The organism is Bradyrhizobium sp. CSS354, from assembly GCF_029051725.1.
GTDB lineage: Bacteria > Pseudomonadota > Alphaproteobacteria > Rhizobiales > Xanthobacteraceae > Bradyrhizobium.
On record NZ_JAACFU010000016.1, the window covers coordinates 41418 to 54861 of the forward strand.

The following is a 13444-nucleotide window of genomic DNA, read 5'->3' on the forward strand; positions in this document are numbered from 1 at the left end:
GTCCGGCCCGCGAACGTTCTGCAGGATATGCTTTGGTATCAACAATGACGGGAGGCCCGCCGTGGTCATTATCCTGTGCCTCTACGTTATAGCTTTGTGGGCGGTATTCTCAAAGTTCAAGCTTGTACGGTGGGGCTGGCCGTCGGGGACCGTCGCCGTTCTTGTGGGCGTATTCATTCTCGCGACATTTATGGCGCTCTTCAATTACCTCACGCCGACCGGGAAGGTTACAGTGGCGGGCAAGGTCGTCGAGGTGACTCCGAACGTTACGGGCCAAGTCATCGCTATTCCGGTCAGGCCGAATGTGCCGGTGAAGGCGGGTGATGTGCTGTTTCAGATCGACCCCACGCCTTTCCAGTACACGGTGAAGCAGCTCCAGGTTTCCCTTGCTGGAGCGCGGCAGCAGGTGCAAATCTTGAAATCGAACTATGAGCAGGCAACCGCCAACGTAGCCGGGCTCACCGCACAGCTAAAGTACAACACGAAGCGCCTCGCGGACATCCAGACGCTTTCGACAGAGGGGGCAAACACAGAGTTCAAGGAGCAAGACACCCAGGTCCAGTTCGAAACGGTGACCGCGCAAGTCAACGCCGCCAAGGCAACGCAGCAGAGCGCGAAGCTTGCCATGGAATCCGAGATCGGCGGCGTCAACACGGCTGTCGCGCAAATCGAGACTCAATTGGAGAACGCCAACTGGGAGCTATCACAGACGACCGTCCGCGCACCGGCGGATGGTTATGTGACCGCGGTGGCTTTGACCGTGGGCGATCGGGCCAAGCAGTCGCAATCCGCAATGTCGTTCATCGTGGAAAATGAGATTACAATCGTCGGGATGTTTTCGCAGAACGGCTTCCAAACGATCAAGCTCGGCACTCACATTGATATCGTGTTCGACAATGATCCGGGACGCATTTATCACGCAAGAATTGCCGCTATTCCCAAAGGAGTGGGTCAGGGCCAAATATCCGCTTCCGGCACGCTGGCACGCACTAACGCGCTCGGGGGTACATCGGCCTTTCCGGCGGTCATTTCCATACCCGATGAGATGAGCCGAGACTCGCTGCGTCTCGGAATGTCAGGAACGGCCACGGCATTCTCCGAGAAAGCGGGCGTCATCGGTCTCCTCGCCTCGATTCTTGTCTGGGTAAGCGCCTATACTGCCTATCTTTAGCCGCACGGCGTCAGGATTGCGCTGCCTGCGGCAAAGTACCTAGCGCCGCGGTGCACAACGCTGAGTTGACCGCTCAGACCGGGCGGAGCTATGCTCATTTTACCTTTTCTTCCTAAGGTTCGGCCGCCGCAAATGGCAGTTTGACGCGGCTGCTGCATCGAAGACTTTTCGGACTTGTCCGGCGGTCCCTGACGAAAGCGAAACTTATGACGAGCGGCCGCGTGATTCACGTCGTGGACGACGACTTTTCATTCCGTAGCGCGATTTCTCGTGTGCTCAAAATCTCGGGATATCAGGTGGCCGACTATGATTCCGCGGCTGTCTTCCTGCGAAACATCAAGGATGCCAAGCCGGGCTGCCTCCTTCTCGACGTCCAGATGCCCTCTCTTGGCGGATTGCAGTTGCAGGAAGAGCTTGCCAAATTGTCCCCGGATTGGCCCATTATCTTCATGACCGCGCATGGGGATATTCCGACCAGCGTACGCGCTATCAAGGCCGGCGCCGAAGACTTTCTCTCGAAACCCGTGTCCAAGGACACGTTGCTTCCGGCGATTGAGCGGGCGCTCGTTCGCTCCGAGCGTATGCGTGAGAGCCGAAACCAGCAAAAGTCGCTTAAATCCCTGGTCGAGACATTGACGGCCAGGGAAAGCGAAGTTTTTTCCTTGATGGTGCGCGGCAAAATGAACAAGCAGATTGCCCACGCGCTGGGTACGTCCGAGCGAACCATCAAGGCCCATCGGCAAGCGGTTATGCAAAAGCTGCAGGTTCAATCCTTTGCCCAGGCCGTTTCTATTGCGGAGCGCGTCGGATTGCTGGCGGCGCCCTCCCCTAGCGCCAACTCATAGAGACGTCCCGCTTACACCAAGTCCGCACGAGTCCTGCAACTTTGTTTTGCCCCGAAGGACAATACCGCCGGGACTTCCGGAGTGTTGTCTATCGTCCGAAGAGCCCGTGTTCGGCTCACGGTCGGGGGGTTTTTCGATGGAGATGCATCGGTGGGCTGCAAGGGTGCCGGGAACGCTATCCGCGCCGACAAACCGGGCCTGCTACGATCTTGTGGTGCAGGCGGAAACGCTTGCGCTTTCAGAGCTGGACGAACCGCTTAACATTTCGGCCGTTTGTAGCGCGCTTGCGGTCAGCGAGCGAACGCTGCGCAAAGCCTTCCTTAAGGTCCATGGCATCCCACCATGCCGACATCTCCGGATGCTGCGATTGTCCGAGGCTCGACGCGCCCTGTTGTCAGCAGACGGCCAACTCGTAACCGTAACGGAGATCGCAACTGGCTTTGGTTTTGTGGAGCTGGGGCGCTTTTCAGTCGAATACCGCAGAGTGTACGGCGAAAGTCCCTCGAAGACACTGCATCGCGCCTCGCTCGATAGGCTCGTTGTCAAAGGCGCTGCCGACGACAGATCCGGTCTTCCATTTGGAATGTAGGTCGGCGTGACTTTCCTGCATCAGCTTGGGCCGATTTTGCATAGCGTCGACGTGCATCGAGACATTCAATCGCTCGACTGACACAGTCCAGTTCTTGGGGGATTTGAGATGACACGCAAGATATCCGAACGAAAAATCAGTCGCCGGGTCTTGCTCGCCGGCTTTGGCTTGGCTGTGACGATTTTCGGGTCTGCATCTGTTCCAGCCCATGCTGACGAAAGTGGAGTTTCATACTGGCTCCCGGGTCGTTTCAGCAGCCTCGCAGCCACGCCTCAGGTGCCCGGATGGTCCATGGCGGAGATCTACTATCATACGTCGGTCTCGGCCTTCGGTGCTGCGGCCGCAGCCAGAGAGATTCAGATCGGCAGATTTCCAGCGGCGGTGAACGCCAATCTAAATCTGCATCTGAACGCGCAGGCCGACTTGGTGCTGCTCAATCCTACCTACACATTCGCCACACCGGTGCTGGGTGGGCAACTCGCGATCGGCATCACGGGCATATTCGGCCGAGCAAGCACGAGCCTGGACGGGACGCTCACCACAGCAATCGGTCCGCTGGTCACATCCCGTACAGGAAGCATCTCGGATTCACTTACATCGGTCGGAGACTTGTATCCCCAAGCGACACTGAAGTGGAACGCCGGTGTGCATAACTTCATGACCTACATCACTGGAGACATTCCGGTCGGGGCCTACGATTCCAGCCGCCTCTCCAACCTCGGCATCGGTCATGGCGCTATCGATGGTGGCGGCGGCTACACCTATTTCAATCCGGCCACCGGCCACGAATTTTCCGCCGTTGGCGGGTTGACTTACAATTTCAAGAACCAGGACACCCAATATCAGAACGGGGTCGACTTCCACGTCGATTGGGGCGGATCCCAGTTCCTTTCAAAGCAGGTCTTTGTCGGTCTTGTCGGATATGCGTACCAACAGATCACGGACGATTCCGGCCAGCATCCGATCCTCGGCGGCTTCCGTTCTCGTGTCCTCGGGATCGGCCCCCAGATCGGGTATCTCTTCCCGGTGGGAGACATGCAGGGCTACCTCAATCTGAAGGGATACGGCGAGTTTGCCGCGGAGAATCGGCCGGCGGGGTGGAACACCTGGCTGACATTCTCGATTTCGCCCATGGCGCCTGTCAGCACCGTGACGCCCACCCGGCGAATGGTGACAAAGTAAGAGTCTTCGGCGGATCGCCAAGGCTCGCTTAACATTCTCTTTCCAGCGCCACGACCGGACTTCCTGCATGCACGACGGTTTCGATGAATATTGGCTCTAGGGGCCGGAAACGTCCGATTGTCCTGCTTCTAGTCGCAGTGATCATTCCTTACGTGACGCTCAGTTACCTCGTACTGCCCGCGACATGGTCGCGGATCGAGCGAGAGCCGGGGCTCGCAAAGCGAGCGATGTTGACTGCGACCGCACAAGGAATACCCGGAGGCCCTATCAACGTCGGCCTCATCGGAAGTCGCCCGGACTTGGTCCGCGCCTTTCACGCTGCCGGCTGGAATCCTGCCGATCCCGTCACGTTGCGAACCAGCTTGGAGATTGTAGGGAGTGTGTTACTCGACCGCCCTTACAAGGATGCACCAGTCAGTCCGCTGTTTTTCGAAGGCCGCCAACAGGATCTGGCCTTTGAAAAGCCCGACGGGATCAGCGCCGATCGGCGTCAGCATGTCCGGCTTTGGAGAACCCTGGAAAACGGCAGCGATGATAGACCAGTTTGGCTCGGAGCCGTCACTTTCGACGACGGAGTCACGCTCAGCCGCGATACCGGCCAGGTGACGCACCGCATCGCTCCAGACATCGACAACGAGCGAGACCGGCTAATCGAGTCGCTCAACAATGCTCTTATGATCACCGCCATTTACCAGATGAAGGGAGTCGGCCCGACTCTGAATGGACGGAATGGGGAAGGTGACCCCTACAACACGGATGGAGAGATATGGATTGCCAAGCTCGTTTGGAACGGAGACAAGGCCGATGAGCGTGCCGAAATGGTCTCTCCGCCCGTATTGATTCAGATGAAGGATGCGCTGTTTTCCCGCTTTCTTACCGGCAGCTGAGACCATTTAGGCAGAAGTGCACTCTGCGAAACCTGCCGCTTCAGCTACTTGCCCGTGGCGGCAGCCCGATCTGTGATCAGCCCCAACGAGTTTGCGGCGCCAGAACGCTGGTCGGCCAGCGACTGCCCCTCACTCAAACGCTGTTTGATCATCCCCATGACCGAGGTGACGTCCTCGAATGCCCGATCGTGAGCATCGTCTCCAGCCTTCGCGAGAGTTGTCAGGTCGAACGTAACTATTCTGTCTCGAGCAAGTTCACTTCGATATGGCTCCAGCTTCGGATCAATGTCCCCCAGTCGCGGCACATCTCCCCAGATTGTCTTGGAGAGACCAAGTGCCTCATCATCCTGGGATACGAACAAGGCAATCCGCGGTCGTGCCGATCCCATCCGCTGGATTTGTGAGCGAAAGACATCGACATCGACGTCCGGGGCCACGAGAAGGACATTCTTTAATTTGTCCGGCTTCGAACGAGCAGCAGCCAACTCTTGGCGTATCGATCGCCCGCGCAAAGCTTCCAGCGCCACCCAGTTTCCCATCGAGTGGGCCAACAGGGAAACCTCAGTGACGGCAGGATAGGCCGTTAGTGAGCTGAGCAACTCTTCAAGGGCGTCGCGAGAGTAGTTCGCACTTTCCCGGTCATACGTATAGGCGCGCAACCGCAATTCGCCGCGGGATGGCCAAGTAAACAGTACAGGGATGACGGGCGCCTTCGAATCATGAACGATTTGCGCAAACCGGTACACCGAATCGTCGAAACGATTGTTGAACCCATGCACAAAGACCAGCACTTTGCTCCGGCCCGACTTTTTGGCGAAGGCAGCGATCGAAGCGGCGAAGGCTTGTTTCTCAATGTAGTCAGCTGACACCGTCATGAAGTTGGTGCGTGGATCTCCTGGAAGAGTCGTCGGCCACTGCACTTCTCCAATTTTTCGGGACGCATCGGGCGGTATCGACACGGTAACGGCAGCGTAAGAGACCGCGGCGGCGCGCTCCCCGCTAAACATTTCGCCGGGGTCTGTTGCGGAGCGCTGTCGTGTCGTCGCGACAAAGATAGGAACGATCGACGTTCCGGCGACGGTCGCAGTCGGAATCATGACGCCTTGTGAGGGGCGTCCAGCACACGCCGCGAGAACAAATACAGTCAAGACCATCGAAGCCGCGAAGATAATCCTCGACTGTTTCAACTCGATTCACCTCGTCGACGAGCCGAACCAGCAGGCATTATTTGGTTGCCGCAAGGGCTTCAACTCTTTGGATGGCATCCCCACAGTCCTTCGATGCCGTGGATTTGTTTGTCATCAAGCAGGCCGCGATACGGCCTTGGCCCGGCACAGTCTTGCCGCAGATACCGGTGATTTCCAGTTTACACGCGATGACAGCGTCCTTCAGAGTATCTGCCGTAGTCTGCACGCTCGACGCTGTTTCCCCGAGCTCGTAGGTGCACTTCGGACTGATTTTGTCCTCATGGGCTTGCAGGCAATAGATTACGCGCCCCTGTCCCGGGGTCACGGTCTTGCAATATTGCTTAATGTCGGGTCCGCATGCGCCCTGAAGCTGCGCAACCTTTGCGGTGAGCTTTTCTACGATCATTTTGCCGACCTCCCCTTCCGCCATCGCGGATCCACCCCCCAGAATCGAGTAAATCACAACGAATCCGAGCATTGCCAGGGCGTGCATTTTTATCTTCATCGAACATCCTCTAGTGACTAGCTGGAGCGAAGGGGTTGCTGAACGCGACTCGCGGATCAGGCGAACCAACCGTTATAGACAGCTAACTCTCATTGCGCTGACGCCAGCCTGAGGCCTGAGACGCCAAGCGAGAGATTGATCCCAACTGATCCCTCCACCGAGAGCGGTTGAAGCGCGATCGAGCGACCACTCCCGCCGAATAAAAGGTTTGCGCCGACGCCTACACCGACGCCTATTGCCCCACTCGCCCCAACGTACGTGCCCGCGAGTCTACCCGGCATGGGCCCGGTAGAAGGCGCAAATACTCCCCACGCCATAACGCCGCCAGCGGTGATGCCGATGTCAAGACCGATCGTATTCATCACGCCAGCATAGGCTTCCGGTTGGTAGGGCCCGTTGGGCGTGAAGCGGCAGGCCATTCGCTGTTGAGACCCGAAGATCAAGCCGATAGAAGGGGCCAATTTGCAGGTCAGCGAGCCAACATTTGTTCCTGGCGGGGTCTGCGCGGATGCTGGACAAGCGGCTAAGCATGCGAGCGCAATCAGTGTCGGAACGATACAGATCTTGATCATGGCTGACTTCCCGGATTGAGCTCTGAGCGCCTCACACTAGAAAGTCGGTGATGCCATGACTATGCGATTTCTACCCTTAGCCCCTAGTCGGGGGTCCCGCTCGCAGAGCCTTGTCCGAGTCGTGTTGAACACAGCTCCAGATAGGCTTTCATAACTGAGGCCTGTGCGCCTCTTTGGATCTCGCAAACTCTTGAACGGCAGTTGTGTTGCGAAGCAGGCTCCGGCGATGGCTCATAAGATATTGCAATCTATGGGCTGCAAGACTCAGTGCGGCGACATCGGAACTATCGGTCCCCGGCCCGTTCGCATTCCTGGCGAGCTCACCTTTCAGAATATCGTCGATCTTCTTCTCGATCTCCTGCAGTTCGGCCTCGCTGTCGGCATCCTTGATCTCACGGCCAAGTTCGTACAGCGGACCAAGCATACTTTTGGATGCAACGTCCGACCCGGCGAAGCGCCACGTTGCTACAACAATCGAGATCAAAGTCCCAAGCAGCAGCGATAAGTAATAGAGCTTATCGTCGTATTTATCGAGAAAGCTTTGCTGATTGCCGTTGTAATAAGTGGCGGCTCCCGGATGGATTGGAATCAGCGCATTGGCATCGGTACTGGGCGCGCCGGCTTGAGCCAAAATCGGATATTGCGACAGCAGATCCCTGCGAACGTCCACCAACGATTGTGTCAGGTCTGTGATCGTGTCGGCATCGACCGATTTGTCGGCGACAAGATAGAAAGAAACCCGCAATGACGTGAGATCATCTGACGGCACCGGCGGAGCTCCGCGCAACGTTCCCTTTGGAATGTCGTAGCTCTCATAGTATTGTGCGACGTTGGCTATTGCCCCGGCCGATGCGATTTCGATGAGCTTCGGAGCCGATCCTTTGCCACCATTCTGCTGAAACATTTCCCGGACTTTCGCAAGGTACTTCTCGGTCAGAGGAACGACCGCAAGCAAGGCGTGAACCTTTCCTGACGACAGCGCGGCCGCCGCCTCGGTAACGGCAACGTTCTGGAAGCTCACCTTGGCGCGATCGAACTGGTAGACTTGCTTCAGGGCTTCGACGACCGTCCGATTAGCCTCTCCTCCGATCACGCCAATTGTTGTGTTGCGCAGATCGCCCAGACCCTCGGCGCTCACAGTCGACGGCGCGACGATGAGAACAACGCCGTGGCTCAGAAGAAGCACGCTTCGTGCGTCCGAAAGGCCGGCCGTATCGCCACGGACCACAGCAAGGTCGGCTCTGCCTCCAGCCAGCATCTCGGACGCTCCCGCAGACGAGCCCGCATTGACGACCTTCAGTCGGACATGTGCGCCCGATGCTGTTAGCCGGGCCGAGATCGCGGAGGTGAGCAGTTGCGCTTCACCGTCAGATGATCCCGTTGCGACCGTTAGAATCACCGGTTTGGTAAAGTGGCGATAAACGAACCAGCCGCCGCCAATGCTGGCAGTAGTTGCAACCCCGACAACGACGATCCGGAGCCATCGCGGCAGGTTGGTGACGAGATTCGGCATAGCATTCCCCGCGTAACCGACACCTCTTACGAGAGGCTGAAGAGCCCTCAAGCCCAGCGAGCTACGGCCACATCCTTGATACGAACACGCGGGATTGTCCGTCTATGCAAAATCGGACGTCAGAGAGAGATGCTCTTGGGAGAGAATTTTTCCGCGCCGGTTGAGCTCTGGTTTGCAGATTGTCGGCCGCTGGGGTGCTCACGAACAAAGGGGATGACCGTTTTTGCATAGTCGCCGCAGCCATACGCCCGGTAGGATTACTGTCAAGTTCCTCCTAGCTGACACTGAAGCTAATGCATTTAAGGAATGTTCACATGTTGACAAAGCGCGATCTGCTTCGCTCCGCTGCGGTAGCCGTAATCACAGCCTCACTCGTGAAGTCTGTCCCGGCGAGCGCCCAGAGCAAAGCCGAATGGCCCAATCTGTTCGAAGCCAAGGACATCGCAGAAGAAGGCTTCATCTACGGCCTACCGCTTGTGATGTATTACGCAGTCATGCAGGAATTTGCCGTCGACAAGAACTCGGGACAGTTCAAGGCGCCGTTTAACGAAATCCACAGCCTGCACCACGTCGCCACGCCAGAGGATACGGCAGTTATCACGCCGAACAGCGACACCCCTTACTCATTTATCTGGCTGGATTTGCGTGCTGAACCGATGGTTGTCTCGGTGCCGACGATCGAAAGGGATCGCTACTACGCGGTTCAAATGATCGACGGTAACACCTACAATTTTGGCTACATCGGCACCCGCGCCACGGGGACCGAGCCAGGCGACTATCTGGTGGTTGGCCCCGATTGGAAAAGTGAAACCCCGCCCGGGATTAAGAAGGTCTTCCGATCAACCACCCCGTTCCCTCTCGCTCTCATTCGTACTCAACTCTTCAACCCTGGGGATATCTCGAATGTTGAGAAAGTTCAGGCCGGTTACAAGGCCCGGCCGCTCTCGACCTTCCTTAAACTACCGGCGCCACCCGCCGCGCCGAAGATCGATTTCCTTCCCGCCACGACTGCTGGGATCAAGGATAACTTCTTCCAGTACCTCGACGCGGCTCTGCAATTCGTCCCCGAGACCTCAAGGGACAAGGCAATTCGCGCGAAACTTGCGAGAATTGGCGTCGGTCCCGGCAAGACCTTCGTGTTCAAAGATCTGTCGCTGGAACATAAAGCCGAAATTCTGGTGGGCATGAAGCAGGGCGACAACAAGGTCGACAAATGGCTGACCGGCGGAAACAAGAACATCAACGGCTGGAACGTCGGCTCCTTCTTTGGCGATGAGGCCTTCTACAACGGTGATTGGACGATGCGGGCCGGATCTGCCAAGGGCGGTCTCTTGGGCAACGATGCCGTAGAAGCGATGTACCCCTATACTCGAACGGACGCGACCGGTGAGCCGCTCGACGGCAGCAAGCACAAGTACACAATCACATTTCCGGCTGGCCAGCTGCCGCCAGTAAATGCGTTCTGGTCCGTTACGATGTACGACGGCAAGAGCCAGCTGTTAGTTAAGAACCCGATCAACCGGTATCTCATCAACTCCCCGATGTTGCCGGCGATGAAAAAGGAGGCGGACGGCTCAGTGACGCTGTACATCCAAAAAGACAGTCCCGGAGCGGACAAGGAGGCAAATTGGCTCCCGGCTCCGGATGACAAGATCTATCTCGTGATGCGCCTGTATTGGCCGAAGCCCACCGCCCCATCCATCCTTCCGCCCGGCGAAGGGACGTGGCAGCCCCCCGGCATAACGCGGGTTTCCTAGAGCTGGGATGGTCCCTCGCATACGACTGACTGAGTGCAATGTCCCCAGATACGCCGACGGTCAGCCAGTTATCGCACGTCATCTCCCAATCGGCAGCGCCAGCGTTCCTTCTGGGAGCGCTGGCCGCCTTCATTTCTGTCCTGATTTCCCGCTTGAACAGGATCATCGATAGAACAATTCTCCTGAACGGCATCGCCGACGAAGATACAGTCAGATCACGATTAAAAGTCGATCTTCCGCGCCTGATGCGCCGAGCCGCAATGCTGAACCGTGCAATCTTCTGGGCGGTAATCGGCAGCATCGCGGTGACGGCCCTTGTTATGGTCGCGTTTGCGAGCGCTTTCCTTCAGATACGCCACGAGCACGGCGTGGCTATCCTATTCATGGTTGCCCTCGCCGCATTCGCTGTATCGCTTGTTGATTTTGCCCGCGAGGTCCGAATTGCGCTGAGCGAGCTAGATCATTTCGCCTGATGCCGGTGCTCAAACCGCCGCTAGGTGTCGTTCTCAGCGTCAGACCTCAGCGTGAAAATGCATTATGGCTTACGAGCCCACTGATCCATTTGAAGACACGTCAGCAAGCTAACATAGCTCGGGGTGCCGCCGACGGCCTCCTGCCCGACGCAGCTCTCCTTTTGCGGCCCCGACATTTTTGACCATAGGGAGCCGAGCTGCCGCCGTGCTTTTTGCTCATCGTTGACGCAGCTCTTGAGCGACTGACCTACGCTGAGCCCGGCCGTTGCAGCTAGGTCGAGCTTGCAACTGCGGGCAACGTCGAATTTCGGTACGGTGTCGGCGACTGGTACAAGCAGCTGTGAACCGACAATCAGCATTGAGATCGAGAACGGCATGATCGCACCCTGCCTTTTAGAGGTGGCCCGCGGACAACTCCTCCTCCAGCCTGTGCCCAGTTGTGCCTTCGGTCTATGCAAAAACCGACAGGCTGACGTCTCAGGTTCAGAAGAAGCAAGCTGCCGCTGAGCCGACCAGTCGTGACCAAGTTTCGGTGGTGTCACAGCGCAAATGCACTACCCCAATACCATGATCATGGTCCCTGCCGGATTCCGCTCGCATTCTCTAAGGGTTGTTAGCCAAATTCTGCATTTGCCTCAAGGTAGCCCACGCTTGTTAGCTGCTTTGAAGCTAAACATGATGATCGTCATATCCAACGCACCCGAACAGGTGACACGGTCGTGGCATCACTACATCAGGCGATACATCGCAAGCCCCAACTCGTCGTCGGCGCCTTCCTTGCCGTCATGGTGGCGTGCGTCCTTGGCCTCGTCTTGTGGAAGGCGTCGGTGGCTCGTCATGCCAGCCTAGTCCGGGCGCAAGAAGATTTAGGTAATCTTGCCCGTTCGCTGGCCCGGCACGCAACCACTACCCTCAAGGCCCCTGATGTGGCCATGACCGGATTGGCGGACTTGCTAAAGTACCAGAGCCCGTTGCCGGAGCGGCTAAATGCTCATCTGGTCGACGCGACCCGCTCTCTGCCGCAAATTCGCGAGATAGGTGTTTTAAATTCGGACGGCAACTGGCGATACTCGTCTATCGAGCGTCTACCCAATCACAACAACTCCGATCGTTCGTACTTCGCGCACCATCGAGACAATCCAATGTCCGAGATGCTGGTGAGCGGACCAATCGTCTCCAGGATTAGCGGGCAACCATCCATCATTCTGTCGAAGCGGATCAACAGTCCGACCGGGGACTTCGCAGGTGTTGTGGTCGCCGCGATCGACTGCAACTACATCAGCAACTTCTATTCGTCCTTTGGTGTCGGCGCTCAAGGCGGCATAAGCCTCCTGTCCTCCGATGGAACGATGTTCGCTCGCTGGCCGGTGGTGGAAAGCGGTCGAAAGATCGCCGACACCTCGCTGTTCCAGAAGCGCTTGATCGAAAGCCCTAGGGGGTCCTACAAGATCACCTCCCCGTTCGACGGTCTCACCAAGTTCATCGCATACGAGCTGGACCCCGAATACGCGGTGGTCGTCACGGTGGCCCGATCAGAGAACGAAGTGCTGGCCAATTGGCGCACCGATCTGATCTCGGATGCCGTCGTCGCGGTCCTGCTGGTCGCGATCATCGTCGCCATGGCGGCGCTGTTGAGGAGCCAATTCACCTTCAGGACTGGACTCGAACGGTCCCTGCGGGAGAGGGAGGCGCGTCTGCGTTTGTTGGCGGACAACATCGCCGACATTGTCATCGTGATGGACCGAAAGGGATATCTCCGCTACGTGTCGCCTTCGGTGGTGGCTGTGCTCGGGATGACCGAGAATGATTTCCTCGGCCGGTTATGTCTCGACGTGGTCCATGACGACGACCGGGAAAAGGTTATGGCTGCGAGCCGAGAAGTGAAGCACGCCAGCGCCTCCAGCTCAGTTCGCTTTCGTATTCGGCGGGGAGATGGGGCCATCGCCTGGCTGGAGGCTCATTTCAAGTTGGCCGAGCAGTCGTTCGGTGGCGAACTAGAGATCGTTGGGACCCTTCGCGACATCACGAAGCAGAAGCGCCTTGAGGACGAGCTGTCATCAGCCAACCTCAGACTGGCCCAGCTCGCGACGACGGACGGTCTGACTCGACTTGCGAACCGGCGCAGCTTCGATGCCTTCTTGCGGGAGGCCTACGCCAAACATGACATGCTATCGGTGCTCCTGATCGACATTGACCAGTTCAAGGGCTTCAACGACGCACTGGGCCACCAGGCCGGGGACGGTTGCCTCCAGCGAATTGCCGAGGTGATCGGAAGCGCCACCGCAAACACGGGAGGATTGTCGGCGCGGTATGGCGGCGAGGAGTTCGCGGTGATCCTGCCCGGCGTGAACGAAGAAAGGGCGGTGAAGGTGGCCGACGCGATTCGAATGTTGGTCGCTCGTTTGCAGATCCACCATCCGCGCTCGCCACGAAAGTACGTGACGATAAGCGTGGGCGTCGCCGAAAAGCGCGATGCCACGACGGATGAGTTGGCGCTCACCCGTGACGCTGACATCGCCTTGTACCACGCAAAGGAACAAGGCCGGGACTGCTCAGTCGCAAGCTCCTCGCTCGTATCCTCGCGTCTGGAGATGCCGTCGCTGGTGCCCTCGCTGCCTGATCTGGAGGGTGCGTGATGAGAGCACCGGATAAGCGAGGGGCACGGCGAGTTGCGTTCGGTGGGGACAACAGAGTTGATCGCCCGGCGAGCAGACCGGCTCCCCTGAAGAAGTGAACTTCACCCGTCCGCGGTGAGATTGAGCA

Annotated in this window: 13 protein-coding genes; 8 read left to right on the plus strand and 5 right to left on the minus strand. The window is 57.7% G+C overall.

Annotation, left to right across the window (positions count from 1 at the left end):
- The first annotated feature begins 61 nt into the window (after nt 1–61).
- The 5 genes from GWG67_RS29555 (at nt 62) to GWG67_RS29570 (ending at nt 4674) form a co-directional block, all read left to right on the plus strand.
- Entirely contained in the window at nt 62–1171 is a 1110-nt protein-coding gene (locus tag GWG67_RS29555) for an HlyD family secretion protein (protein ID WP_275172843.1), read from the plus strand.
- A gap of 206 nt (nt 1172–1377) precedes the next feature.
- Nucleotides 1378–2016: a response regulator transcription factor gene (locus GWG67_RS29560; RefSeq protein ID WP_275172844.1), complete on the plus strand. Its 639-nt coding sequence runs from the start codon at nt 1378–1380 to the stop codon at nt 2014–2016.
- Nucleotides 2017–2158: 142 nt separating this feature from the next.
- Entirely contained in the window at nt 2159–2605 is a 447-nt protein-coding gene (locus tag GWG67_RS39120) for a helix-turn-helix domain-containing protein (protein ID WP_354129951.1), read from the plus strand.
- Nucleotides 2606–2713: 108 nt separating this feature from the next.
- A complete protein-coding gene (locus GWG67_RS29565; RefSeq protein ID WP_275172845.1) occupies nt 2714–3787 on the plus strand; it encodes a transporter in 1074 nt (357 codons plus the stop codon).
- A gap of 227 nt (nt 3788–4014) precedes the next feature.
- On the plus strand, nt 4015–4674 hold the full coding sequence (locus GWG67_RS29570) for an LssY C-terminal domain-containing protein (RefSeq protein ID WP_275172846.1): 660 nt from the start codon (nt 4015–4017) through the stop codon (nt 4672–4674).
- 44 nt (nt 4675–4718) lie between these two features.
- Here GWG67_RS29570 and GWG67_RS29575 read toward each other — a convergent pair whose 3' ends face one another.
- From GWG67_RS29575 to GWG67_RS29590, 4 genes are all read right to left on the minus strand, one after another.
- The gene (locus GWG67_RS29575; protein ID WP_275172847.1) at nt 4719–5861 is read right to left on the minus strand and encodes an alpha/beta hydrolase; all 1143 of its coding nucleotides are present in this window, start codon (nt 5859–5861) and stop codon (nt 4719–4721) included.
- A 37-nt stretch (nt 5862–5898) separates the two neighbouring features.
- Nucleotides 5899–6366: a cysteine rich repeat-containing protein gene (locus tag GWG67_RS29580; RefSeq protein ID WP_275172848.1), complete on the minus strand. Its 468-nt coding sequence runs from the start codon at nt 6364–6366 to the stop codon at nt 5899–5901.
- Between the two features lie 89 nt (nt 6367–6455).
- Nucleotides 6456–6938, minus strand: coding sequence for a DUF992 domain-containing protein (locus GWG67_RS29585; protein ID WP_275172849.1), 483 nt, complete (start codon nt 6936–6938; stop codon nt 6456–6458).
- A 148-nt stretch (nt 6939–7086) separates the two neighbouring features.
- A complete protein-coding gene (locus GWG67_RS29590; RefSeq protein WP_275172850.1) occupies nt 7087–8451 on the minus strand; it encodes a TAXI family TRAP transporter solute-binding subunit in 1365 nt (454 codons plus the stop codon).
- A gap of 314 nt (nt 8452–8765) precedes the next feature.
- On the opposite strand from GWG67_RS29590, the gene GWG67_RS29595 reads away from it, so the two are divergent.
- Both GWG67_RS29595 and GWG67_RS29600 read left to right on the plus strand, forming a co-directional pair.
- Nucleotides 8766–10208: a DUF1254 domain-containing protein gene (locus GWG67_RS29595; RefSeq protein ID WP_275172851.1), complete on the plus strand. Its 1443-nt coding sequence runs from the start codon at nt 8766–8768 to the stop codon at nt 10206–10208.
- Between the two features lie 38 nt (nt 10209–10246).
- Nucleotides 10247–10681, plus strand: a complete 435-nt coding sequence (locus GWG67_RS29600) for a DUF2721 domain-containing protein (RefSeq protein WP_275172852.1) — start codon at nt 10247–10249, stop codon at nt 10679–10681.
- Between the two features lie 62 nt (nt 10682–10743).
- Here GWG67_RS29600 and GWG67_RS29605 read toward each other — a convergent pair whose 3' ends face one another.
- Entirely contained in the window at nt 10744–11058 is a 315-nt protein-coding gene (locus GWG67_RS29605) for a hypothetical protein (RefSeq protein ID WP_275172853.1), read from the minus strand.
- Nucleotides 11059–11508: 450 nt separating this feature from the next.
- Between GWG67_RS29605 and GWG67_RS29610 the strand changes: the two genes are divergently transcribed.
- Complete coding sequence (locus GWG67_RS29610) at nt 11509–13317, plus strand: diguanylate cyclase (protein WP_275172854.1); 1809 nt, start codon at nt 11509–11511, stop codon at nt 13315–13317.
- Nucleotides 13318–13444: the final 127 nt, after the last annotated feature.

Coding starts and splice junctions, on each gene's coding strand:
- GWG67_RS29595 (WP_275172851.1), top strand. CDS start 8,766: ATGTTGACAAAGCGCGATCTGCTTCGCTCCGCTGCGGTAGCCGTAATC.
- GWG67_RS29580 (WP_275172848.1), bottom strand. CDS start 6,366: ATGAAGATAAAAATGCACGCCCTGGCAATGCTCGGATTCGTTGTGATT.
- GWG67_RS39120 (WP_354129951.1), top strand. CDS start 2,159: ATGCATCGGTGGGCTGCAAGGGTGCCGGGAACGCTATCCGCGCCGACA.
- GWG67_RS29565 (WP_275172845.1), top strand. CDS start 2,714: ATGACACGCAAGATATCCGAACGAAAAATCAGTCGCCGGGTCTTGCTC.
- GWG67_RS29585 (WP_275172849.1), bottom strand. CDS start 6,938: ATGATCAAGATCTGTATCGTTCCGACACTGATTGCGCTCGCATGCTTA.
- GWG67_RS29570 (WP_275172846.1), top strand. CDS start 4,015: ATGTTGACTGCGACCGCACAAGGAATACCCGGAGGCCCTATCAACGTC.
- GWG67_RS29600 (WP_275172852.1), top strand. CDS start 10,247: ATGTCCCCAGATACGCCGACGGTCAGCCAGTTATCGCACGTCATCTCC.
- GWG67_RS29590 (WP_275172850.1), bottom strand. CDS start 8,451: ATGCCGAATCTCGTCACCAACCTGCCGCGATGGCTCCGGATCGTCGTT.
- GWG67_RS29560 (WP_275172844.1), top strand. CDS start 1,378: ATGACGAGCGGCCGCGTGATTCACGTCGTGGACGACGACTTTTCATTC.
- GWG67_RS29605 (WP_275172853.1), bottom strand. CDS start 11,058: ATGCCGTTCTCGATCTCAATGCTGATTGTCGGTTCACAGCTGCTTGTA.